22 protein-coding genes are annotated in these 21979 nt (G+C 74.9%); 7 read left to right on the top strand and 15 right to left on the bottom strand.

Annotated features, from left to right (window positions below; translation table 11 throughout):
• Nucleotides 1–18 precede the first annotated feature (18 nt).
• A complete protein-coding gene (locus IF45_RS0124530; protein WP_030309625.1) occupies nucleotides 19–1245 on the top strand; it encodes an MFS transporter in 1227 nt (408 codons plus the stop codon).
• On the opposite strand, the gene IF45_RS0124525 is transcribed toward IF45_RS0124530, so the two are convergent.
• Nucleotides 1211–1681 carry an acyl-CoA thioesterase gene (locus IF45_RS0124525; protein WP_008406363.1) on the bottom strand — a complete coding sequence of 157 codons (471 nt, stop codon included), beginning with the start codon at nucleotides 1679–1681 and terminating at the stop codon, nucleotides 1211–1213. The genes IF45_RS0124530 and IF45_RS0124525 overlap by 35 nt on opposite strands.
• Before the next feature lie 364 nt (nucleotides 1682–2045).
• On the opposite strand from IF45_RS0124525, the gene IF45_RS0124520 reads away from it, so the two are divergent.
• Complete coding sequence (locus IF45_RS0124520) at nucleotides 2046–3458, top strand: uracil-xanthine permease family protein (RefSeq protein WP_003946993.1); 1413 nt, start codon at nucleotides 2046–2048, stop codon at nucleotides 3456–3458.
• Between the two features lie 60 nt (nucleotides 3459–3518).
• Here IF45_RS0124520 and IF45_RS0124515 read toward each other — a convergent pair whose 3' ends face one another.
• Nucleotides 3519–4466 carry a DMT family transporter gene (locus tag IF45_RS0124515; RefSeq protein WP_030309623.1) on the bottom strand — a complete coding sequence of 316 codons (948 nt, stop codon included), beginning with the start codon at nucleotides 4464–4466 and terminating at the stop codon, nucleotides 3519–3521.
• A 149-nt stretch (nucleotides 4467–4615) separates the two neighbouring features.
• Here IF45_RS0124515 and IF45_RS0124510 point away from each other — a divergent pair, with 149 nt between their 5' ends.
• Together IF45_RS0124510 and IF45_RS0124505 are read left to right on the top strand one after the other, a co-directional pair.
• Nucleotides 4616–5524 carry a LysR family transcriptional regulator gene (locus IF45_RS0124510; protein WP_030309619.1) on the top strand — a complete coding sequence of 303 codons (909 nt, stop codon included), beginning with the start codon at nucleotides 4616–4618 and terminating at the stop codon, nucleotides 5522–5524.
• 97 nt (nucleotides 5525–5621) lie between these two features.
• Complete coding sequence (locus IF45_RS0124505; RefSeq protein ID WP_008406369.1) at nucleotides 5622–6317, top strand: DUF5995 family protein; 696 nt, start codon at nucleotides 5622–5624, stop codon at nucleotides 6315–6317.
• Nucleotides 6318–6333: 16 nt separating this feature from the next.
• Here IF45_RS0124505 and IF45_RS0124500 read toward each other — a convergent pair whose 3' ends face one another.
• The 4 genes from IF45_RS0124500 to IF45_RS0124485 form a co-directional block, all read right to left on the bottom strand.
• The gene (locus IF45_RS0124500; protein ID WP_030309618.1) at nucleotides 6334–8028 is read right to left on the bottom strand and encodes a flavin monoamine oxidase family protein; all 1695 of its coding nucleotides are present in this window, start codon (nucleotides 8026–8028) and stop codon (nucleotides 6334–6336) included.
• A gap of 53 nt (nucleotides 8029–8081) precedes the next feature.
• A complete protein-coding gene (locus IF45_RS0124495) occupies nucleotides 8082–8867 on the bottom strand; it encodes a carbon-nitrogen hydrolase family protein (protein WP_030309616.1) in 786 nt (261 codons plus the stop codon).
• Between the two features lie 194 nt (nucleotides 8868–9061).
• On the bottom strand, nucleotides 9062–9520 hold the full coding sequence (locus tag IF45_RS0124490; protein WP_030309614.1) for an Lrp/AsnC family transcriptional regulator: 459 nt from the start codon (nucleotides 9518–9520) through the stop codon (nucleotides 9062–9064).
• Nucleotides 9521–9616: 96 nt separating this feature from the next.
• Entirely contained in the window at nucleotides 9617–11083 is a 1467-nt protein-coding gene (locus IF45_RS0124485) for a GuaB1 family IMP dehydrogenase-related protein (protein WP_003947000.1), read from the bottom strand.
• 292 nt (nucleotides 11084–11375) lie between these two features.
• Between IF45_RS0124485 and IF45_RS0124480 the strand changes: the two genes are divergently transcribed.
• Nucleotides 11376–12572, top strand: coding sequence for a winged helix DNA-binding domain-containing protein (locus IF45_RS0124480; protein WP_078842925.1), 1197 nt, complete (start codon nucleotides 11376–11378; stop codon nucleotides 12570–12572).
• Between the two features lie 13 nt (nucleotides 12573–12585).
• Here IF45_RS0124480 and IF45_RS0124475 read toward each other — a convergent pair whose 3' ends face one another.
• From IF45_RS0124475 to IF45_RS0124465, 3 genes are read right to left on the bottom strand one after another with little or no spacing between them, the layout of a single operon-like run.
• Nucleotides 12586–12984 carry a barstar family protein gene (locus IF45_RS0124475; RefSeq protein ID WP_010636530.1) on the bottom strand — a complete coding sequence of 133 codons (399 nt, stop codon included), beginning with the start codon at nucleotides 12982–12984 and terminating at the stop codon, nucleotides 12586–12588.
• A gap of 44 nt (nucleotides 12985–13028) precedes the next feature.
• Nucleotides 13029–13454, bottom strand: coding sequence for a guanyl-specific ribonuclease (locus IF45_RS0124470; protein ID WP_030309609.1), 426 nt, complete (start codon nucleotides 13452–13454; stop codon nucleotides 13029–13031).
• A gap of 13 nt (nucleotides 13455–13467) precedes the next feature.
• A complete protein-coding gene (locus tag IF45_RS0124465) occupies nucleotides 13468–14184 on the bottom strand; it encodes a TetR/AcrR family transcriptional regulator (RefSeq protein ID WP_026282518.1) in 717 nt (238 codons plus the stop codon).
• Between the two features lie 126 nt (nucleotides 14185–14310).
• On the opposite strand from IF45_RS0124465, the gene IF45_RS0124460 reads away from it, so the two are divergent.
• Nucleotides 14311–14772 carry a nitroreductase family deazaflavin-dependent oxidoreductase gene (locus tag IF45_RS0124460; RefSeq protein WP_010636533.1) on the top strand — a complete coding sequence of 154 codons (462 nt, stop codon included), beginning with the start codon at nucleotides 14311–14313 and terminating at the stop codon, nucleotides 14770–14772.
• Between the two features lie 321 nt (nucleotides 14773–15093).
• Here IF45_RS0124460 and IF45_RS0124455 read toward each other — a convergent pair whose 3' ends face one another.
• The 6 genes from IF45_RS0124455 to fmt form a co-directional block, all read right to left on the bottom strand.
• The gene (locus IF45_RS0124455; protein WP_003947006.1) at nucleotides 15094–16146 is read right to left on the bottom strand and encodes a sugar-binding transcriptional regulator; all 1053 of its coding nucleotides are present in this window, start codon (nucleotides 16144–16146) and stop codon (nucleotides 15094–15096) included.
• A 108-nt stretch (nucleotides 16147–16254) separates the two neighbouring features.
• Nucleotides 16255–16941 carry a ribulose-phosphate 3-epimerase gene (rpe, locus tag IF45_RS0124450; protein WP_003947007.1) on the bottom strand — a complete coding sequence of 229 codons (687 nt, stop codon included), beginning with the start codon at nucleotides 16939–16941 and terminating at the stop codon, nucleotides 16255–16257.
• Nucleotides 16942–17009: 68 nt separating this feature from the next.
• Nucleotides 17010–17564 (bottom strand): DinB family protein, encoded by a 555-nt coding sequence (locus IF45_RS0124445; RefSeq protein WP_010636535.1) that lies wholly within the window; start codon nucleotides 17562–17564, stop codon nucleotides 17010–17012.
• A 59-nt stretch (nucleotides 17565–17623) separates the two neighbouring features.
• Nucleotides 17624–18469: an alpha/beta fold hydrolase gene (locus tag IF45_RS0124435; protein ID WP_030309606.1), complete on the bottom strand. Its 846-nt coding sequence runs from the start codon at nucleotides 18467–18469 to the stop codon at nucleotides 17624–17626.
• Nucleotides 18470–18625: 156 nt separating this feature from the next.
• A complete protein-coding gene (locus IF45_RS0124430; protein WP_030309605.1) occupies nucleotides 18626–20062 on the bottom strand; it encodes an RsmB/NOP family class I SAM-dependent RNA methyltransferase in 1437 nt (478 codons plus the stop codon).
• 124 nt (nucleotides 20063–20186) lie between these two features.
• Nucleotides 20187–21131: a methionyl-tRNA formyltransferase gene (gene fmt / locus IF45_RS0124425; RefSeq protein WP_030309604.1), complete on the bottom strand. Its 945-nt coding sequence runs from the start codon at nucleotides 21129–21131 to the stop codon at nucleotides 20187–20189.
• 372 nt (nucleotides 21132–21503) lie between these two features.
• Here fmt and IF45_RS0124420 point away from each other — a divergent pair.
• Nucleotides 21504–21979 (top strand): hypothetical protein (locus tag IF45_RS0124420; protein ID WP_030309603.1); only part of this gene is annotated, 476 nt, incomplete at its 3' end.

The following is a 21979-nucleotide window of genomic DNA, read 5'->3' as shown; positions in this document are numbered from 1 at the left end:
CACCCAGGAGGGGAACCGATGACAGCCGACGCGGAACTTCCGGTGAAGGACGGCGGCGGGGTGCGGCGCGCCCGGTACGCCGTCGCCGCCGTCTTCTGCGCGCACGGCGCGGTGACGGGGAGCTTCGCGACCCGGGTGCCGTGGATTCAGGAACACGCCCAGATCAGCGCCGGGCAGCTCGGCCTGGCGCTCGCCTTCCCCGCCGTCGGCGCGGCGCTGGCGATGCCGCTGGCCGGGTCGGTCAGCCACCGGTTCGGCTCCCGGGCGGCGCTGCGCGGCCTGGTCGCGCTGTGGACGCTCGCCCTGGCCCTGCCCTCGCTCGCCCCCGATCTGCTGACGCTCTGCCTGGCGCTCTTCGTCTTCGGGGCGAGCGCCGGGATGTCGGACGTCACGATGAACGCGCTGGGCGTGGAGGTCGAGAACCGTATCGGCCGGTCGGTGATGTCGAGCCTGCACGGCATGTGGAGCGTGGGGGCGCTCCTGGGCTCGGCGGCCGGGACCGTCGCCGCCCATCTGCACGTCGACGCCCGGCTGCACCACGCGGGCGCCGCCCTGGTGCTCACCGCGATCGCGGTCACGGTCTGCCAGGGCGTCCCGGACGTGCGCAGCGAGCCGGACGAGACTCCCCCGCCCCGCTTCGCGCTGCCGCCTCGGTCCGCGCTGCTGATCGGCGCCGTCGGCTTCTGCGCGGTCTTCGCGGAGGGCGCGGCGATGGACTGGTCCGGGGTCTACCTGCGGGACGTGCTCGGCGGCTCGCCCGGCGTCGCGGCGGCCTCCACCACGGCGTTCGCCCTGACCATGGCGGCGGCCCGGCTCAGCGGCGACCGCATCGTGGACCGGTTCGGCGCGGTGGGCACCGTGCGGGTGGGCGGCACCCTGGCCACCGTGGGCGGGCTCCTGGTGGTGACCGCTACCGGGACGGTGACCGCGCTGGCCGGGTTCGGACTGATCGGCCTGGGCGTGGCCGTGGTGGTGCCACTGACCTTCGCGGCGGCGGCCCGCAGCGGGCCCCGTCCGGCACAGGCCATCGCCGGCGTCGCCACCATCACGTACACCTCGGGCCTGATCGCCCCCTCGGCGATCGGCGGGGTGGCCGACCTCTCCTCGCTGGTGGCGTCGTTCGGGCTGGTGACGGTGCTGGCCTTCGGCCTGGTGCTGGGCGCGGGCGTGCTGCGGACCAGGCCGAAGGCGGCTGCGGGCGGCAGCCCGGCTACGCCCGCAGCAGCGGACGCGCCGCGTCCCTGAACGCCTCGGTCCACGGCGCGGGGCGCATCGTGTCCGGGTCCAGGCGGACCAGGACGCGGTGGCCGCTCGCGTGGGTGACGGTGTTGACGGTGCCGTCGGCGGAGCAGAGCCGGAAGCCGTAGGTGAGGCCCGTGCGGCCCAGGCGCTCCAGCCAGAGGTGGACGGCGTAGCCGCCGGTCCGGGTGACCGGGCGCTCGTAGGTGATGCGGAACTCCTTCACCGCGTTGCAGGCGTCGCCCGCGGCGTGCCAGTCCCCGGCGTAGCCGTGGCCGAGCCCGGCCCAGTGGGCGCCCCAGGCGCGCTCGACGAGGAGCGGGTAGCGGGCGTTGTGGAGCAGGCCGAGGGCGTCCAGGTCGTCGAAGTGGACCTCGACGGGGACGAGGATGCCGTCCGCCTCGGGGGCGGTCGGCGCGTCGGCGAGCGGGGCGGCGGTCACGAGCGGTCTCCTGGAGGTCGGGGCGTGGTGGAGGAACGTCCCGGCACACGGAGGGAGCCGCTTCGACGGATGACCGAAAAGAGACTCACTCGCGGGGGCGACGGACGCCGGGCGGCGGCCACGGCCGGGGTTTCCGCCCGCCACCCTAAGCAACCGCTCAGCACGTCGGGGCACCCGCCCCTGCCTCGTGACACGACGTACCCGCTCGTCCTGGCGCAAGGAGAGGCGGGGACGGCATTACCATGTGGCTGATATTTTCTCCGGCACCCACGCCGGTGGGCCGCGGCGCTGCGACACGTCCCCCTGTGTTTCAGTCAGGTTTCGGCCATCTCAGCGGACTTCTCGCGATCAACAAGGAGCGACCATGGGCCTCGGCGTGCGCTGGACCTTGCACGGCGACGGACGGACACCCGCCCCGGGGGCCGTGGTACGCCCCGACGAGCGGCTGAGCTGGCCCCGGACGGCGGGCCTCGGCGCCCAGCACGTCGTGGCCATGTTCGGCGCCTCGTTCGTGGCACCCGTCCTGATGGGGCTCGACCCCAACCTCGCGATCATGATGTCGGGTGTCGCCACCATGATCTTCCTGCTGGCCACCCGCGGGAAGGTGCCCAGCTATCTGGGCTGCTCCCTGTCGTTCGTCGGCGTGGCGGCGGCGATCCGGGCGAGCGGCGGCGACAGCGCCACCGTCACCGGCGCCGTGCTGGTCGTGGCGGCGGTCCTCTTCCTCGCCGGCCTCGTGGTGCGCAAGTTCGGCGCGCGGGTCATCCACACGGCGATGCCGCCGGTGGTCACCGGTGCCGTCGTCATGCTGATCGGCTTCAACCTCGCCCCGGTCACGGCCACCACCTACTGGCCGCAGGACCAGTGGACGGCGCTGCTGGTGATGCTCTTCACCGGCCTGGCCGTGGTCTGCCTGCGCGGCTTCCTCTCCCGCATCGCGATCTTCCTCGGCCTGGTCTTCGGCTACCTGCTCTCCTGGGTCCTCGACCTCGTCTTCGGCAAGATCCACAGCCCGGCCGGCGGTGCCGAGGCGGTCGACCACTGGCGCCTGGACCTGTCCGCCGTCGGGCAGGCCGACTGGGTCGGGCTGCCCTCCTTCCACGCCCCGAGCTTCGAGTGGTCGGCGATCCTGGTGGCGCTGCCCGTGGTCATCGCCCTCATCGCGGAGAACGCCGGGCACGTCAAGGCGGTCGGCGAGATGACCGGCGACGACCTGGACGACAAGCTGGGCACCGCCATCGCGGCCGACGGCGCCGCCTCGGTGCTCTCCACCGCGGTCGGCGGCCCGCCCAACACCACGTACTCCGAGAACATCGGCGTCATGGCGGCCACCCGCGTCTACTCCACCGCCGCCTACTGGGCCGCCGCCTGCTTCGCCCTCCTCTTCGGCCTCTGCCCGAAGTTCGGCGCGGTCGTCGCCGCCATCCCCGGCGGCGTCCTCGGCGGCATCACCGTCATCCTGTACGGCATGATCGGCCTGCTCGGCGCCCAGATCTGGACCAACGCCAAGGTCGACCTGCGCAACCCGCTCAACCTGGTCCCGGCCGCCGCGGGCATCATCATCGGCGTCGGCGGCGTCAGCCTGAAGATCAGCGACAACTTCGAGCTGGGCGGCATCGCACTGGGCACCCTGGTCGTCATCACCGGCTACCACGTGCTGCGGGCCTTCGCCCCGGCCCACCTCAAGCCCGACGGGCCGCTCCTGGACGCGGGCACCTCGGCCTACGACGAGAAGGACCCGCTCTTCGGCGAGGACGGGAAGACGGACGGGAAGTAGCCCCGCCCGCACGCGTCCGGAGCCCGGCACCTCCCCCGTGGGTGCCGGGCTCCGGCACGTTCAGCGCGCGGGCAGCGGCTCGGGGCGCTCCCCGTCGCCCCCGGCCGGGGCCTTCGGCCGGGAGCCCGCACCCCAGCGGGTGAGGACCACCCCGCCCAGCACCACGGCCATCCCCGCCACCACCCGCCAGCCGACCCGCTCCCCGAGGACCACGGCGCCCAGCAGGACCGACACCACGGGCAGCAGGTAGCCGACGGCCGCCGCCTGGGTCGGGCCCTCGGCGAGGATCGTCCGGTAGGTGAGGTGGAAGGTGACGCCGGTGGCGAAGATCCCGAGGACCAGCAGGGCGAGGACGGGGACCGCGCCCGGCGCCCGGGGCGGCGGCCCGCCCCAGGGCAGCAGCAGGGCGGCGAGGACCGTGGCCGCCGTGAGCTGCGCCGCCGACAGGCCGATGGCCGGCACCCCCTGCCCGGCGGGCATCCGGCCCATCCAGGTGAAGGCGAGGGCGTAGCTCACGGCGGCGCCCAGCAGGGCGAGGGCGGCCCAGCCGGCGAGGGCGCCCGGCTGCCACGGGGCGAAGATCAGAACCGTACCGGCGAACCCGGTGGCGAGCCCGGCCAGGCGGCGGGCGCCCAGGGCCCCGCGCTCCCCCGCCAGGAGGCCGATCAGCAGGGACCAGAGCGGCGTGGTGGCGTTGAGGACGCCCGCGACGCCGGAGTCCACGGACTGCTGGCCGAGGCTGAACAGGGCGAACGGCAGGGTGTTGCAGAGGAAGGCGGCCACCAGCAGGCGCCCCACCGCCCTGCGGCCGCGCGGCAGGCGCACCCCGGCACGCCGGGCCAGCACCAGCAGCAGGGCGGCGCCGAGGGCACAGCGGACGAAGGTGATCTGCACCGGGCTGAACCCCTCCAGCGCGAGATCGATCCAGAGGAAGGTCGAGCCCCAGAGCAGCGCCAGCACCGCCACCCGGCCCCCTGCCCGCACCCCGCCACCGCTGCCGTCCCGCATCGCGCCCGCCCCTCTCCCCCGGGCGCGGACCGCTCCACGCCCGGCCGTCTTCTCCGGTCGCTTCTCACGGTTCCGCACCCGATCCGACAGGACAAGCGAAAGGTTCTGCACGTACCGTTAAGCTGCACTACATGCTGGATGTACGGAGGATGCAGGTGCTGCGCGCCGTGGTGGAGACCGGCTCGGTGACGGCGGCGGCCGGGCGGCTGGGCTACACCCCGTCGGCGGTGAGCCAGCAGGTGGCGGCCCTGGAGGCCCAGGCGGGCACACCCCTGCTGGAACGGGTGGGCCGGGGCGTCCGGCCGACCGAGGCCGGCACGCTGCTCGCCGGGCACGCGGAGCTGATCGGCGGTCAGGTGGCGCTCGCGGAGGCGGCCCTCGCCGACCTGCGGGCGGGGCGGACCGGGCGGCTCACCGTGCGGTACTTCGCCACCGCGGGACCGGGGCTGCTGGCCCCCGCCCTCGCCCGGTTCCGGGACCAGCACCCGGGGGTCGGCGTGGAGTTGCGGCTCAGCGAGCCCGACGACCCGCTCGCGGAGGTCGCGGAGGGCCGGGCCGACCTCGGCCTCGTGGTGCGGCCCGACGCGCCCCCGCCGCCCGGCGTCGACCTGGTCCGCCTCCTCGACGACCCGTACCGGGTGGCGCTCCCCCCGGACCACCCGCTGGCGGGACGGGAGGTGGTCGACCTGGCCGACCTCGCGGAGGAGCCCTGGATCGGCAGCGAGCCGCCCGGGCCGTGTCTCCACGCGGTCCTGCAGGGGTGCGCGGCCGCCGGGTTCACCCCCGAGGTGGCGGTGGAGTGCCAGGACTACACGACGGCCCAGGGCTTCGTCGCCGCCGGCCTCGGCGTCGCCCTCCTGCCGCGACTGGGCCTGGCCGTACCGCACCCCGGGGTGACGGTCCGCCCGGTACGCGGCCCGGAACCGGCCCGCACCATCCGCGCCGCACTCCGCTCCGGCGCCCCGCGCACCCCGGCCCTGACCGGCCTGCTCACCGCGCTGCGCGAGGCGGCCGGACCCCTGGGCGGCTCCTTTTCCGCACACCCGTACGGGAGTTGAGGCGCGAGGCGGCGCGCCGGGCCGCCCGGTCCCTCGTTGTGGGGACGTCGCCGGGCGTGCCGCCCGTGGCGCGGGCCCGGGCTGGCACGCTGCCGTCATGAAACGGACGAGCGGAACCGCGCGTGACGCCGGCTCCCTGGACGCCACGGTGGCGCGGATGCGTGAGGTCGGTGCCGGCTGCCCGCCCCCGGACGGCGTCGGGGTCTTCAACTCGGTCTATCTGACGGTCACCGAGGAGCTGGCCCGGCGGATCGGCGCCGGCGCGTTCCCCGACGTACGGGCCGCGTCGACCCTCACCACGCTCTTCGCCGGGCGCTATCTGGACGCGGTGTCGGCGGAGGCGGCGGGTGAGCGGGTGCCGGCGTGCTGGCGGCCGCTCTTCGCCCAGCGGCGTCACCCCGGGGTGCGTCCGCTCCAGTTCGCGCTGGCCGGCATCCAGGCGCACGTGGGGCACGACCTGCCGCTGGCGGTGGTGGACTCCTGCCGCGCGCTGGGCTGTCGTCCGGCGGCGCTGGAGGACGAGTTCGACACCGTCGGCGAGGTGCTGCGCTCGCTGGAGGAGCGGGTCAGGGAGGAGCTGATGCCCGGTCCCGACCTGCTGGAGCTGGCCGATCCGCTGACCCACCTGGCCGGGGCGTGGAGCCTGGACAGGGCCCGGGACGGCGCGTGGGCGGCGGCCCGGACCCTGTGGGTGGTGCGCGGGGTGGAGGAGCTGGGCGAGGAGTTCGTCCGGCGCCTGGACACCTCGGTGGGGCTGGTGGCGCGCATGCTGCTCACGCCGCTGCGCCGCTGAACCCCTCGGGCGGCTCTCAGTCCTCGGGGAGTTCCACCGGCGCGAGTTCGTCGAACCGGTCGCCCGGACCCGGGTTGGTCGGGTCGGTGGTGCCGCCGAAGTGGTGCATGACGCCCCAGACGGCGTTGAGCGCGGTCTGCACGGCGCCCTCCGCCCAGCCGGCCGTCCAGGAGATGTCGTCCCCGGCGAGGAAGATGCCGCGCCGGTCGGCGGGCAGCCCGTCCTGCATGAAGTGGGTGAACAGCCGCCGCTGGTAGCGGTAGTGGCCGGGCAGGTTGGCCTTGAACGCGCCCATGAACCAGGGCTCGTTCTCCCAGGAGACGGTGACGGGGCTGCCGATGATGTGGCGGCGGATGTCGACGTCCGGGTAGATCTCGCCGAGCGAGGCGAGCATGACCTCCATGCGCTCCGCCGGGGAGAGCGGCAGCCACTTCAGGCTGTCGTCGCACCAGGTGTAGGAGAGGCAGATGACGGCCGGCTTGTCGGGGCCGTCGTCCAGCAGGTAGGTGCCCCGGGTCATCCGGTCGGTCAGCGTCATCGACATCCGGTCGCGGCCGGTGGCCGGGTCCTTGTCGAGCCAGAACGGCCGGTCGACGGGGACGAAGAGCTTGCTCGACTCCATGTAGTGGGTGCGCTCCATGGCCGTCCAGTGGTCCATGGGGAAGAGCGTCTCGTCGCAGGCGATCTTGGAGAGCAGCAGCCAGGACTGGCCGGTGAAGACGGCCGCCGGGTAGGTGCGGATGGCGCCGGAGGCGTCGGTGACGGTGATGCCGCCGCCCGCCGTCCGGTGCAGCCGGGTCACCGCGCCGCGCGGGGCGCCGCCCTCGTGGAGCGAGGCGAGCGAGGTGCCCTGGGTCCAGTGGACGAGCTTGCCCGGGGCCCGCTCCCAGAGCCGGAGCGGAAGCTGCTGGCTGCCGCCGACGATGCCGCGGTGGTGGTCGTCGGCCTCGGTGTAGACGACCCGCAGGATCTCCAGGATGGAGTTGGGGAAGTCGGTGTCCCAGCCACCGGTGCCGAAGCCGACCTGGCCGAAGATCTCCCGGTGCTTGAAGGAGCGGAACGCCTCGGAGCCGGCGAGGAAGCCGTAGAAGGTCTGGTCGTCGAGGCGTTCCACCAGCCGGGCCCAGATCTCGCGGATGCGCGGGATGTCGCGGGTGCGCAGCGCCTCGTTCATGTCGCCGAACTCGGCGCCCTCGTCCAGGCACCGCTGCCAGGCGTCGGCCACGTCGCGGTAGACCTGCGGCAGGTCGTCCAGGGTGCGGGCGTAGTGGCTCTCCCCCTTCAGGTCGACCACGGTGGACGGGGTCGCCGGGGAGAGCGGGTTGGGGAACGGCCTGGTCTGAAGGCCCACCAGGTCGATGTAGTGCTGGAGCGAGGTCGAGGAGGGCGGGAAGCGCATGGCGCCCATCTCGGCGCGCAGCCCCGGGTCGCACCCGTCGAAGCCGACGGTCCGCAGCCGCCCGCCGATCTGGTCGGCCTCGTAGACGACCGGCTTGAGCCCCATCTTCATCAGCTCGTACGCGGTGACGATCCCCGAGAGGCCGCCGCCGATCACCGCGACCTCGGTGCCGTGGGCGGTGGCCGGGATCTGGCCGAGCCCGGCGGCGTGGCCGAGGTAGTCGTCGTACGGGAAGGGGAAGTCGGGGCCGACCATGGTGATCGGCGGCAGTCCGGCGGCGGGGCGGCCTGCGGGGGGCACCGTGGACGTCATGGGGTGCGGGCTCCTTGCGGGGACGGGCGTCAGGGGGCGATGCGGGCGCGGGCTCAGCCGTACAGCTCGGGGCGGCGGTCGCGCAGGTACGGGCTGTCGGCGCGGGAGGCGGCCAGCAGCGCGGGGTCGGCGTCGGCGAGCAGCAGCTCCTCGTCCCGCCCGCCGCGCACCGGCACGGTGCCGTCGGGGGCGGCGAGGCAGCTGCGCCCGGCGAAGGTGTACGGGCCCTCGGTGCCCGTGCGGTTGGCGTACGCCACGTAGAGCTGGCTCTCCACGGCGCGGGCGGGCACGAGGGTGTCGGGGACGACGGTGAAGGGCTCGGCGAGGGCGGTGGGGACGCAGAGCAGGTCGGTGCCGGCCAGCGCGTGGGCGCGGACGGTCTCGGGGAACTCCACGTCGTAGCAGACCAGCAGGCCCAGGGTGAGGCCGTCGAGGCGGGCCTGGACGACGGGCCGGTCGCCGGGGGTGAACCAGCGGTGCTCGTGGTCGCCGTAGAGGTGGGTCTTGCGGTAGTGGGCGAGGGGGGTGCCGTCGGGCCCGGTGAGGGCGGCGGAGTTGTGGAGGCGGCCGTCGGCGCCGCGTTCGGCGTAGCCGTGGACCACGGCGAGGCCGTGGCGGGCCGCGAGGGCGGAGACGGCACGGGCCGAGGGGCCGTCGGCGGGCTCGGCGAGGGCGTCGAAACCGGCCTCGGGGGTGTATCCGGTGAGGTACAGCTCGGAGGTGACCAGCAGCCGGACCCCGTCGGCGGCGGCGCGCCGGGCGGCCTCGTCGAGACGGTCCAGGGCGTCGGCGGGGGCCGGGGCGCTCTGGAGCAGGGCGGTGCGCAGCGGCGACGGCATGGCTGACCTCGGGCGGTGGTGCGGCGGGGAACGGGATCGACCGTACGCGGGCGTGCCCGGCGGTCACAAGGCGCGTTCCTTGCGCATCGGACGGTGATTCGTTGCGTGGATTCCGTCCCGCGCGGCGATCTGTTGCGCGCGCCCCGCGCCTCCTGCCCGGAGGGGCGTTTCCGCTGGTCAGGAGGTGAGCGGGGTCACCGGGTGGTGCTGGTGACGGTGGTGCGGCGCAGCAGCGGGGAGAGGACCAGGACCGATTTGGTGCGCTCGACGTAGGGCTCGCCCGCGATGCGTTCGAGAACGTCCTCGAAGTGGCGCATGTCGGCGGCGAAGATCTGCGCGAGGGCGTCGGCCTCCCCGGTGACGGTGGAGGCGGCGGCCACCTCGGGGTAGCGCTCCAGGCCGCGCCGGATGTCCTGCGGGGAGGTGTGCGGGCGGCAGTAGATCTCGATGTACCCCTCGGTCCGCCAGCCCAGGGCCTCCGGGTCGACGCGGACGGTGAACCCGGTGATGGCGCCCTCGGCGCGGAGCCGGTCGACGCGGCGTTTGACGGCGGGGGCGGAGAGGCCGACGAGGGCGCCGATGTCGGCGTAGGAGCGGCGGGCGTCGTCGGCGAGGGCGTGGACGATGCGTTCGTCGAGGTCGTTCAGGCGCACATCGTGCAGTAGACCACGGCAGCGCGGCGGCGGTGTACGCCCGCGGGCCGGGCCCCCGGAGAGAGGGCCCGGCCCGCGCGGCCGGTGGTGCGGAGGTCAGCTCCAGCTGGCGTGCAGCGGCTTGCCCTCGGCGTAGCCGGCGGCGCTCTGGACGCCGACGACGGCCCGCTCGGCGAACTCGGCGAGGCTGGCGGCCCCGGCGTAGGTGCAGGAGGAGCGGACGCCCGCGATGATCGAGTCGATCAGGTCCTCGACACCGGGACGCTGCGGGTCGAGGAACATCCGCGACGTGGAGATGCCCTCCTCGAAGAGCGCCTTGCGGGCCCGGTCGTACGCCGACTCCTCGCTGGTGCGGTTGCGCACGGCGCGGGCCGAGGCCATGCCGTACGACTCCTTGTAGAGGCGGCCGTCGGCGGACTGCTGGAGGTCGCCGGGCGACTCGTAGGTCCCGGCGAACCAGGAGCCGACCATGACGTTGGAGGCGCCGGCGGCGACCGCCATCGCCACGTCACGCGGGTGGCGGACGCCGCCGTCGGCCCAGACGTGCTTGCCGAGGGAGCGGGCCTCGGCGGCGCACTCCAGGACGGCGGAGAACTGCGGACGGCCGACGCCGGTCATCATGCGGGTGGTGCACATGGCGCCCGGTCCGACACCGACCTTGATGATGTCGGCCCCGGCCTCGACGAGGTCGCGGACGCCTTCGGCGGCGACGATGTTGCCGGCCACGATCGGCACCTGCGGGTCGAGGGCGCGGACCGCGCGGACGGCCCGGACCATCGACTCCTGGTGGCCGTGGGCGGTGTCCACGACGAGGGTGTCGACGCCGGCGTCCAGCAGCTGGCGGGCCTTGCCGGCCACGTCGCCGTTGATGCCGACGGCGGCGGCGATCCGCAGCCGGCCCTGGGCGTCGACGTTGGGCTGGTAGAGGGTGGCGCGCAGGGCGCCGGTGCGGGTGAGGATGCCGACCAGGCGGCCGTCGGCGCCGACGGCGGGCGCGTAGCGGCGGTTGGCGCCGTCGAGGGTGTCGAAGGCGTCGCCGGGGGCGATGTCGGCGTCGAGCAGGAGCAGGTCGCGGGACATCACGTCGGCGAGCTGGGTGAAGCGGTCGACGTCGGTGAGGTCCTCGTCGGTGACCACGCCGACGGGCCGGTGGTTCTCGTCCACCACGACACCGGCGTTGTGCGCGCGCTTGGGCAGCAGCGACAGGGCGTCCCCGACGGTCTGGGTGGGGGCCAGCACGATGGGCGTGTCGAGCACCAGGTGGCGCTGCTTCACCCACTGGGTGACCTCGGTGACGACCTCGATCGGGATGTCCTGCGGGATGACGGTGAGGCCGCCGCGCCGGGCGGTGGTCTCGGCCATGCGACGGCCGGCGATGGCGGTCATGTTGGCCACCACCAGCGGGATGGTGGTTCCCGTCCCGTCGGGCGAGGAGAGGTCGACGGCCTGGCGGGAGCCGACGGCGGAGCGACGCGGCACCATGAAGACGTCGTCATAGGTCAGGTCGTACGCGACCGGGGGTATCGAGGTGTGGCGACCGGTACCGGGCTCAAGAAAACGCATGAGTCTCACATTCCCACGCAAACCGGAGCAGGTCACTCCCACAAAGACACAGCGAAACGCCCCCGCGCTCGTGTTTTTCTCCCAAGCACCCCGGGGCGTCCTGTGTGCGGGCGGGTGACCCGCCTTACTCAGCCACTTTACCCGCCACCGCGCCCCCCGGCCCGTCCGCGCGCCCCCGGTGACCTGGGGCGTACCCGCGGGCACGGCGCACTCCCGGCGCGCGGGGAGCGGAGAGCCTAGGCTCCTGGCACTCGGCGCGGTTCCCACCCCGGAGGCACGGATGGCGTATCGGATGACGGACGGGCAGCGGCGGGCACGGCTGGGGGTGCGGCACGCGCTCGCCCCCTCCGCCCGGGCCGGTGGCCCGGCCGGGGCGGCGCGAGCGGTGGTCGCGCTGCACTCGACCGACCCGTCCTCGGTCCACGTCGCCGCCTGGGCCCGCACCCGGGACGAGCAGGCCGACGCGGCGTCGGTGGAGCGCGCCCTCTACGAGGACCGGGCGCTGGTCAGGCTGCTGGCGATGCGCAGAACGGTCTTCGTGGCGCCGGTGGAGACGGCCGCCGTCCTCCAGGCCGCCTGTTCCCGCGAGGTGGCGGCCCGCGAACGCCGCAAGCTGGAGGGTTTCGTCGCCGCCTCGGCGCCGGCCCCCGGCGGGTCCGCCGCCGGGTGGCTGGCCGGCGCGGAGGAGGCCGCGCTCGCCTCCCTGGCGGCCCGGGGCGAGGCCACCGCCGCCGACCTGGCCGCCGACGACCCCCGGCTCGCCGCGCAGGTGCGGATCGGCGGCGCCTCCCGGCACGCACGCGGCCAGAGCGTGGCGGCCCGCCTGCTGCTCCTGCTCGCCGCCGAGGGCAAGGCGGTACGCGGCCGTCCGCGCGGCTCGTGGACCTCGCACCAGTACCGCTGGTCCCCGCTCTCCGCCTGGCTGCCGGACGGGCTCGCCCCCTGGGAGACCGGGGCGGCCCGCGCGGAGCTGGCCCGTCTTTGGCTGCGGGCGTACGGGCCGGGCACGGCGGAGGACCTGCGCTGGTGGACGGGGTGGACGAAGACCCAGACCACGCGGGCGCTGAAGGAGGTGGCCCCGGCCGAGGTGGAGCTGGACGACGGCTCGACCGGGCTGGTCCTCGCCGACGACCTCGACCCGGTCCCCGACCCCGGGCCCTGGGCCGCCCTGCTGCCCGCCCTCGACCCGACCCCCATGGGATGGCACTCCCGCGCCTGGTACCTGGGCCCGCACCAGGACCGCCTCTACGACCGGGCGGGCAACATCGGCCCCTCCGTGTGGTGGTGCGGCCGGATCGTCGGCGGCTGGGCCCAGGACCGGGACGGCGCGCTGGTCTGCCGATACCTGGAGGACGTCGGCGCGGACGCCCGGGCGGCGGTCGACGCCGAGGCGGCACGGCTCGCCCCACGGCTCGGCGATGTCCGGCTGACGGCACGGACCCGGGGCCGCACCTGGCTGGAGGAGGAGCTGGCGGCGGGCTCCGGCTGACGGCGAGGCCCGTTCAGCCCTCCCCCTCCAGCGCCAGCAGCGCGGTGACCCCTCGTCCGCTCTCCCGCGCGCCGGCCGCGCTGTCGCCGAGGAGGGTACGGGCCGTCTCCCAGTCGCCCGGACTCGCGGCGGCCAGCTCCCGCCAGCCGCGCACGACCAGCACGCCCCCGTCGGCCAGCGGCAGGCTGTCGGGGTCGCCGAGCAGGTCGGCCAGGGCGTCCCAGTTCCGGCCGAACCAGCCGGGCAGGCCGAGCTGTCCGGCGCAGGCCTCCAGGAAACCCGCCTTGTCCCTGACCCCGGCGAGGTCGAGGACGGCACAGGACTGCCCGGCCTCCCGGGCGGCCGCCACGGCGCGGGCCACCGGGTCGGCGGGGCGGGCGGGCGGGCCGGTGCGGCTGTCGTCGTCACTCACGTGCGTACGGTCCCCTCTCGGGCCGCTCCCCTTGCGTGCGGCGCTCATCGCAGCACCGCGCGGAAGGAGGCGTAGTGGTCCTCGGTCCAGTAGATCTCGTCCTCGCGCCCGGTCACCAGGCGGCGGGCTCCCCGGTCGCGCGCACCGGGCGTCTTCACCGTGTACTCGCGGTAGTGCCCCCGCTTCCGCTCCGGCAGCAGCTTCTCGTAGTTGCCGAAGACGGAGCCGTCCTTGGCGTACGGGAAGGGGCCGCCCCGGTCGATGAGCCGCAGGGTGTCGCGGGCCTCGGCGGGCAGCCGGTCCTCGCGGACCGTGGCCATGCCCTCGGCCCAGGCGGGAGCCGGGGCGCCGCCGGAGGACGTACCGCCCTGCTCGGCCGAACAACCCGTCAGGAGGGCCAGCAGCGCGCAGAGCAGCGCCGTCAGAGAGACACGGAGGAGGGCCCGGGAGCGGCGGGAACGCGGAGACATGGCGGTGATGCTGTCACACCGGGGCAGGACCGCCGGGCAGCCCGACGGAACGGGCCAGGGCGCGCAGACTGTGGGTGAAGAACCGCTCCCGGTCCTCCACCACGCGGTGGAAGTGCCCGAAGAGTTCGAAGGAGATCAGCCCGAAGAGCTGGGCCCAGGCAGCGACGAGGGCGGCGACCACGGCGGGCGGCAGGTCACCGGTCAGCTCGGCCAGGTCGCCCGCGAGCCGCTCCGCCTCCGGCGCCGCCTCGTCCCCGAGCGGGGGCGGCGTCACGGCACCGGCCCGGTGCGCCTCGCGGACGATCCCGATCAGCACGGAGGCGACCCGGGCGGCCGGGGGCACGGTGTCGCCGGGGGCGGTGTAGCCGGGCACCGGGGAACCGTAGATCAGGCCGTACTCGTGCGGGTGGGCGAGCGCCCAGACCCGGACGGCGGCGGCGACCTCGACCCAGCGGCCGGCCCAGTCCGTCCCCTCCCCCGCCCGTGCGGCGGCCTGCTCGGCGGCCTCGCCCACCGCGTCGTAGGCGTCGACGATGAGCGCCGTCAGCAGGTCGTCGCGGCTCGGGAAGTAGCGGTACAGGGCGGAGGAGACCATGCCCAGCTCACGGGCGACCGCCCGCAGCGAGAGCCGGGCGGCCCCCTCGGTGGCGAGCTGGCGCCGGGCCTCGTCCTTGATGGCGGCGGTCACTTCGGCGCGGGCGCGCTCCCTGGCCCCTCGAACAGCACTCATGCCGGGAGTCTGCCAGAAGCCGAGTGCGCCGCTCAACAAAGAGAGCACTGCTCTTGCCTCCGCGCACCGCATGCGTGCACACTGCTCTTAAGCGAGAGCGGTGCTCTCACAACTCAGGGAGTCTCCATGTCCACGCCGTACTACCGCCAGGCCACGCCCTTCGCCGTCCGCCTCAACTCCCTCGTCGGCCGGCTCGCCCGCCTCGGCATCAGCCTCCTCGGCTCCGCCGAACTGACGGTCGTCGGCCGCCGCAGCGGCACCCCGCAGCGCATCCCGGTCAACCCGCACACCCACGAGGGCGCGGAGTACCTGGTCTCGGCCCGCGGCCACTCCCAGTGGGTACGGAACATGCGCGCGGCGGGTGGCGGCACCCTACGACTGGGCCGCCGCACCCGCGCCTTCCACGCCGAGGAGCTTCCCGACAACGCCCTCAAGGCCGAGATCCTCCGCACCTACCTCGCCCGCTGGGGCTGGGAGGTGAACGACTACTTCCAGGGCGTCACCGCCCGGTCGCCCGAAGCCGACCTCCTGTCCGCCTGCCCGGACCACCCGGTCTTCCGCATCACCACGACACCCCAGAAGAAGTAGCCGGGGCCTGCGACGAGCCCGTACGGCCAGCTCTCAGGCCGACCGACTCCCGGCCCGACGGCCAACCCCCAGGCCGTCCGGCCCCTCCCGACCCGACGGCCAACTCCCGGCCCGTCCGGCCAGCTCGCAGCCCGTCCGGCCAACTCACGGCCCGTCCGGCCAACTTCCAGGCCGTCCGGCCCTATTCCAGGCCGTCCGGTCAAAACTCAGGCCGCCCGCCAACTCCCAGCCCGGCCGGCGCTTGAGGCCATCTTTGACCGGCGCGGTCACCCGAGGCCCGGCCGAAAACAGCCCGGCCGGCGTTTGAGGCCAAAAGGGGACTCAGGCGTCCCCGGGCTCATCCGGATCAGCCCGATCGAGAGCGGGCCGGGGCGGCGGCGCAGCCGCCAGAAGCTGATCGGCCGCAGCCGTGTCGGTGACCAGACTGGTCACCAGCCCGGACCGCAACACCGCATCGATGGCCGGCGCCTTCCGCCCACCCCCGGCGATAGCCACCACCTCGGGAATCCGCCGCAGCCGATCCGCCTCGACGGTGATGCACCGCTCCCCAAGATCCCGCCCGACCCGCCGCCCCTCGGCGTCGAAGAGGTGCGCGGACATCTCCGCGGCCACCCCGAGCGAGGCGTAGTGCGCCCGCTCCTCCTCGCTGAGCATGTCGTGCACGGTCGAGATCCCCGGCTCCCAGGACCCGATGGAGACGGCCGCGACCGTCACCTTGTCGAAGTGCTCGAAGGCCCGGGCGATCCCGGTCTGGTTCCGCAGCGCAGCGGCGGTCGCCGGGTCGGGCAGCAGCATCGGCGCGTAGATGGGGTGCGCCTCACCCCCGGCGACCTGGGCCGCCCGCCGGACCGCCTCGACCGATCCGCGCTCGGCGGTCCCCGCGTCGTAGACCCCGGTCAGCTGCACCACGGTGCACGGCGGCAGCTTGTCGAGGGCCGCGGCCATGTGGATGGTGGAGCGGCCCCAGGCGAGGCCGAGCACGTCGCCCTCGGTGACGAGCTCTCCGAGCAGGTCTGCGGCGACCTCGCCGAGGCTCTCGGGATCGGGCGACTCCTCTTCCTCGGCGGGCGACTCCACGACCACGGCGTGCCGCAGTCCGAAGCGGGCGCGCAGGGCGTCGGAGCGTTCCGCGTCGAGTTCCGCCGGGACGCGGATCTCGATGCGGACGAGGTCACGTTCGAGAGCGGTCTCCAGGACCCGGGCCACCTTGAAGCGGCTGACGCCGAACTCCTCGGCGATCTGGATCTTGGACTTGCCCTCCAGATAGAAACGGCGGGCCATGGCCGCCGCCTGCACCAGCTCCGCGGGTCCCATCCGCAGGGCAGGACGACCCGCCGACATGCCGGACACGGCAATCTCCTCACTGCTGTTCACAAGTGGCTCCGCCGTTCATCCTCGCAGATCCGGCGGCGCCCCATCGGCCCTCGGGGCGGTCGTTCATCGTGCGGTGACCCCGGGTTGACCCGGGGTGTCGCCGCGTGTTCAGTGGCCGCACGCCCAGGGGGCCGAGGCGGTGGCCTTGCGGGCGCTGTCGCGCAGCGAGCGGACGGCCTCGGCCGGGTCCTCGGCGCCGTAGACCGCCGAGCCCGCCACGAAGACGTCGGCCCCGGCCTCGGCGCACCGCTCGATGGTGGCGGCGGAGACGCCCCCGTCCACCTGGAGCCAGAGGTCCAGGCCGTGCCGGCCGATCAGTTCCCGGGTGCGGCGGATCTTCGGCAGCGTGAGATCGAGGAAGGACTGCCCGCCGAAGCCCGGCTCGACCGTCATGATCAGCACCATGTCCAGCTCGGGCAGCAGTTCCTCGTACGGCTCGATCGCCGTGGCGGGCTTGAGCGCCATGGCGGCGCGGGCGCCCTTGGCGCGGATCTCGCGGGCCAGACGGACCGGCGCGGCGGCGGCCTCCACGTGGAAGGTGACCGATCCGGCGCCCGCCTCGACGTACTGCGGCGCCCAGCGGTCGGGGTCCTCGATCATCAGGTGGCAGTCCAGCGGGGTCTCCGTGGCCCGGGCCAGCGACTCGACCACGGGCACGCCGAGCGTCAGGTTGGGCACGAAGTGGTTGTCCATGACGTCGACGTGGAGCCAGTCGGCGCCCTCGACGGCGCGGGCCTCGTCGGCGAGGCGGGCGAAGTCGGCGGAGAGGATGCTGGGATTGATCTGCGCTGCCATGCCCCAAGACTGCCATGCTCGCGGCCGGTTCCGGCCTCCGGAGGCCGGAACCTCCGCTTCCGCCGCTCCTACTGTCCGACCCGCCCGTCGATGCGCTCGCGCAGGAAGTCGGCGTGCCCGTTGTGGCGCGCGTACTCCTCGACGAGGTGGACCAGGACCTCGCGGAGCGAGACGGGCTCGCCGTGCGCCTCGCCGGTGAGGTCGAGCGAGGGCGCCCGCGCCACGAAGGCGTCCCCGAACTCCTGCTCGGCCCGGAGCAGCCGCCACGCCTCCTCGACCAGGGCCGGGTCGGGAAGGGCGCCGTCCCAGTCGCCGTCGGGGTCCTCGGGCAGCCGGAAGTACGGGGGCGCGTCCAGCCCCGCCATCCGTGCCCGGAACCAGACGCGCTCCACGTCGGCCATGTGCCGCACCAGCCCGAGCAGGGACATGGTGGACGGCTCGACGGAGCGCCGGGCCAGCTGCTCGGCGTCGAGCCCGGCGCACTTCACCTCCAGGGTGAGCCGCTGGCAGCGCAGGTACTCCATGAGCGTGGTGACCTCGTCGCCCAGGGTCGGCCCGTTCTGGCGGGGGTCGTCCTCGACGGGGAGGAACAGGTCGGCGCGCTTGCGCGGTGTCGCGTTCATGCCGCCGATCCTGGCAGCCCCGCGCCTCGTCCCACCAGATCTCTACCGGCGGTACGCGGTCAGCGGGCGCCCTGCTCCGCCGCGCCGAGGAAACGGGCCAGCCCGGTGCCGAGCCGGCCGGGCGCGTCCTCCTGCACCAGGTGTCCGGCCCCGGGGATCAGCACCAGCTCGGCGCCGGGCACGGCCGCGGCCAGTTCGTGCGCCTTGGCCACCGGGATCCACGCGTCGTCCTCGCCCCAGAAGACGGCCACCGGCAGCTCGATCGAGCCGTACCGGCCCTGGATCTCGTCGGTGTACCGCTGGCCGGCCTGGGCGATCTGCCGGTAGAAGGCGGGCTGCCCCTCCACCCCCTCCCAGGGCTGGACGAGCCGGTCGAGGACGGCCGGGTCGAGCCCGGGGCTGCTGGCCGAGGAGATGTACTCGCGGACCAGCGCGCGGTGCAGGTGGGGCGGGAGCTGTTCGAAGACCCCGTGGTGCTCGCCGACCAGGCGGAAGAATGCCGACCCCCATGGGGCGAGGGCGACCGGGTCGACCAGGGCGAGCCGCCGGTAGGCCGCGCCGTGCAGGAGGTGGGCGCGCAGCGCGACGGCACCGCCGAAGTCGTGGGCGACGACGGCCGGGGCGGCCAGGTCCCAGTGGGCCAGCAGCTCGGCGAAGACCCGGCCCTGCGCGCCCAGCGACACGTCCTGGCCCTCGAACTGGGCGGAGACCCCGTATCCCGGCATGTCCCAGACGTACACCTGGTGGTCCCGGGCCAGCTCGCGGGCGATCCGGCGCCAGACGTACGAGGAGAACGGCGTCCCGTGGCAGAGGACGACCGGCGGCGCGGCCGGGTCCCCGAGCCGCTCCCAGCGCACCTCGCCCGCCCTGCTGCCGTACGTCCTGGACAGCTCCCACTCGCTCATGCGTACGCCCTTTCCCGTGGCACCGGCGGTCACGCGCCCCGCTCCCGGGCGGAAGCATGCCACACCGGCGGGCACCGGCCCGGGAGCGACGACAGGCTTACGGCAAGGGCGAGTTGGGCCCCGCGCCCATGGCGTACGGGTGCGGGGACGGCGGCCTCAGGCGGTGCGCCGCAGCAGCGCCAGGTACATCGCGTCGGTGCCGTGCAGGTGCGGCCAGAGCTGCACGTCGGGGCCCTCGCCGAGGGCGGGGACGCCGGGCATGAGGGGGCGGGCGTCGAGGAGTTCGGCGCCGCCCTCCCGCTTGAGGACGTCGTCGACGACGGCCCGGGTCTCGGCCAGGTGCGGCGAGCAGGTCGCGTACGCCACGACGCCGCCGACCCGCACCGACTCCAGGGCGGTCCGCAGCAGGGCGCGCTGGAGCGGGGCGAACCCGTCGAGGTCCTCGGGGCGGCGGCGCCAGCGCGCCTCGGGGCGGCGGCGCAGCGCGCCGAGCCCGGTGCACGGCACGTCGACCAGGACCCGGTCGAAGGAGCCGGGCCGCCACGGCGGGCGCGTCCCGTCGGCGGCGATCACCTGGTACGGGCCCGGGTTGCCGTCCAGCGCCTTGGCGACGAGCCCGGCGCGGTGCGGCTGCTTCTCGGAGGCGAGCAGGGTCGCGCCCCGCTGCGCGGCGAGCCCGGCGAGCAGCGCCGCCTTGCCGCCCGGACCGGCGCAGGCGTCGAGCCAGCGGCTGTCGGAGCCCTCCAGCGGGGTGGCGGCGAGGGCCAGCGCCACCAGCTGGCTGCCCTCGTCCTGCACCCCGGCGTCGCCCTCGCGGACGGCGTCGATGGCGCCGGGCTCGCCGCCCTCGGTGAGCCGCACCGCATACGGCGACCAGCGGCCCGGCAGGGCGCGGTCCGGGCCGAGGCCGTCGAGCAGGGTGTCGGAGGTCGTGCGGCCGGGACGGGCGACGAGGGTGACCTCGGGCCGCTCGTTGTCGGCCTCCAGCAGGTCCTCGATACCGGCGCGGGGTCCGCCGAGGGAGTCCCAGAGCGCGGAGACGACCCAGCGCGGGTGCGAGTGGACGACGGCGAGGTGGTCCTCGGGGTCCTCGTCGTACGGCGGGGCGACCCGCTCCAGCCAGCCGTCGAGGTCGTCGGCGGTGATCCGGCGCAGCACCGCGTTGACGAACTTGGCGCGGCCGTCGCCGAGGACGACGCGGGCCAGCTCCACGGTGGCGGAGACGGCGGCGTGGCTCGGGATGCGCGTGCCGAGGAGCTGGTGCGCGCCGAGCGAGAGGACGTCGAGGACCGGCGGGTCGACCTCGCGCAGCGGACGGTCGACGCAGGCCGCGATGATCGCGTCGTAGGTGCCCTGGCGGCGCAGGGTGCCGTAGACGAGTTCGGTGGCGAGGGCGGCGTCCCGGGCCTCGAAGGTGTCGGGGTGGTCCTCGCGCGCCTTGCGGAGCAGGGCGGGCAGCACCAGGTTGGCGTAGGCGTCCCGTTCGTCGACGGCGCGCAGCGCCTCGAAGGCGAGGATGCGCACCGGGTCCTTCTTGGGGCGGCGGTAGGGCTTGCCGGTCTTACGGGGACGCCGGGACGGCTGGTCGGTCAAAGGTGCTCCGCTGTCGCAAGGTCACTGGCCCACCGCTCCGCCGCACGGACCGGCACGCCGCCGCGCCCGGTACCGCCGTCCCGCCTGCTCGGCGGGGGGCGCCACGGGCGCGGTCCTGTCCCCTTCAGCGTACGTCGGCCGCGCCGAGGCGCTCGCCCGGGGCGATCCGGACTCCGCGCGCCCAGTCGGCGGCGCGCATCGGCTTCTTGCCCTGCGGCTGGACCCAGAGCAGTTCGACGGCGTGCGAACCGGTGCCCACGTGCACGTGGTTCTTGCCCACCGCCAGGTCGCCGGGGGCGAGGCCCTCCTCGCCGGGCAGCGGGCGGGCGGCGACGAGCTTGAGCCGCTCGCCCCGGAAGACGGTCCACGCGCCGGGGGCCGGGGTGCAGCCGCGCACCACCCGGTCGACGCGGAGCGCGGGCGCGGCCCAGTCGACCTGGGCGTCCTCGACGGTGAGCTTGGGGGCGAGGCTGACCCCGTCGGCGGGCTGCGGCACCGCCTGCAACGTGCCGTCCTCGATGCCGTCCATGGTCGCCGCGAGCAGGCCGGAACCGGCGAAGGCGAGGCGGGTCAGCAGGTCGCCGCTGGTGTCGGTGGGCCGCACCTCCTCGGTGACGGTGCCGAAGACGGGGCCGGAGTCCAGGCCCTCCTCGATGAGGAAGGTGGAGGCGCCGGTGATCTGGTCGCCGGCGAGGATCGCGTGCTGCACAGGGGCGGCGCCGCGCCAGGCGGGGAGCAGCGAGAAGTGCAGGTTGACCCAGCCGCGGGCGGGAATGTCGAGGGCCACCTTGGGCAGCAGCGCGCCGTAGGCGACGACCGGGCAGCAGTCCGGGCCGATCTCCCGCAGCCGCGCCAGGAACTCCTCGTCGCGCGGCCGGTTCGGCTTCAGCACCTCGATCCCGGCCTCCTCGGCGCGCTCCGCGACCGGGCTGGCGACCAGCCGCCGGCCGCGCCCGGCCGGGGCGTCGGGCCGGGTGACGACGGCGACCACCTCGTGCCGCTCCGAGGCGATCAGGGCGTCCAGAGCGGGAACGGCGACCTCGGGGGTGCCGGCGAAGACGAGCCTCACGGTGGGGATACCTCGCTATGTCGTACGGGCGGAGCCACGGCCCCCTTCCCGGCGGACGCGCCTGGCGGGGAGCCGCGCCAGTCTAGGCCGCACGGCACCGCGGGCGCCTGCCCGGGGCGTACCGGCGCGGACGCTCATACCACCCGGCGTACCCGTCCTCCCCGGTCTCCGCGTCCTCTCCCGAACACGCCCACAACTCCCCTGCCCCCTCGGGGGCGTACGCGGTGGCGCGCGCCCCGCGCCCCGACACATACGCCCTGGAGCGTGACCACTCAGGGCGCCGGGCGTTGGTCAAGGCGAGTTGACTTCCACGGGTCTTCGCTCCAGTGGCCCGTCTCCCCCCATCCCACCGCCCGTTCGAGAGGCTTGTTCATGGCCGACCACGCAACCCACGACGCACAGGCACGGGCCAGCCTGCACCTGCTGGTGCGGGACATCGAGCGGGTCCGCCGCCAGGTGGACGCGCTCCGCACCCTCACCGCCCAGCTGGGCAACGTCTACCGCCCCCGCCGCACCGGCCCCGCCACCGGCTTCGTCGTCTACGGCCGGGCCCCCGCCCCCACCGTGCGCCTGGCCCAGGAGCTGCGGGACAGCGTCGAGACCCTGGTCACCGCCGCCGTGGACTTCGACCGCTCCCTCGGCTTCTCCTGGGACGCGGTCGGCTCCGCCCTCGGCGTGACCAAGCAGGCGGTCCACCGCCGCTACGGCGCCCGCCGCGCCACCACCCAGGCCGCCGCCGAGGCCGAGCGCGCCGGTGAAACCTCCACCAGCACCCGCCCGGTCCCCCTCAACACCGGCCTCCCCACAGTCCCCGCCGCCCGCTCCATGCCCACCCAGCCCACCCCCCC

This window comes from Streptomyces albidoflavus (genome assembly GCF_000719955.1).
Lineage (GTDB): Bacteria > Actinomycetota > Actinomycetes > Streptomycetales > Streptomycetaceae > Streptomyces > Streptomyces albidoflavus.
This window is presented reverse-complemented; position numbering and strand designations above follow the sequence as displayed.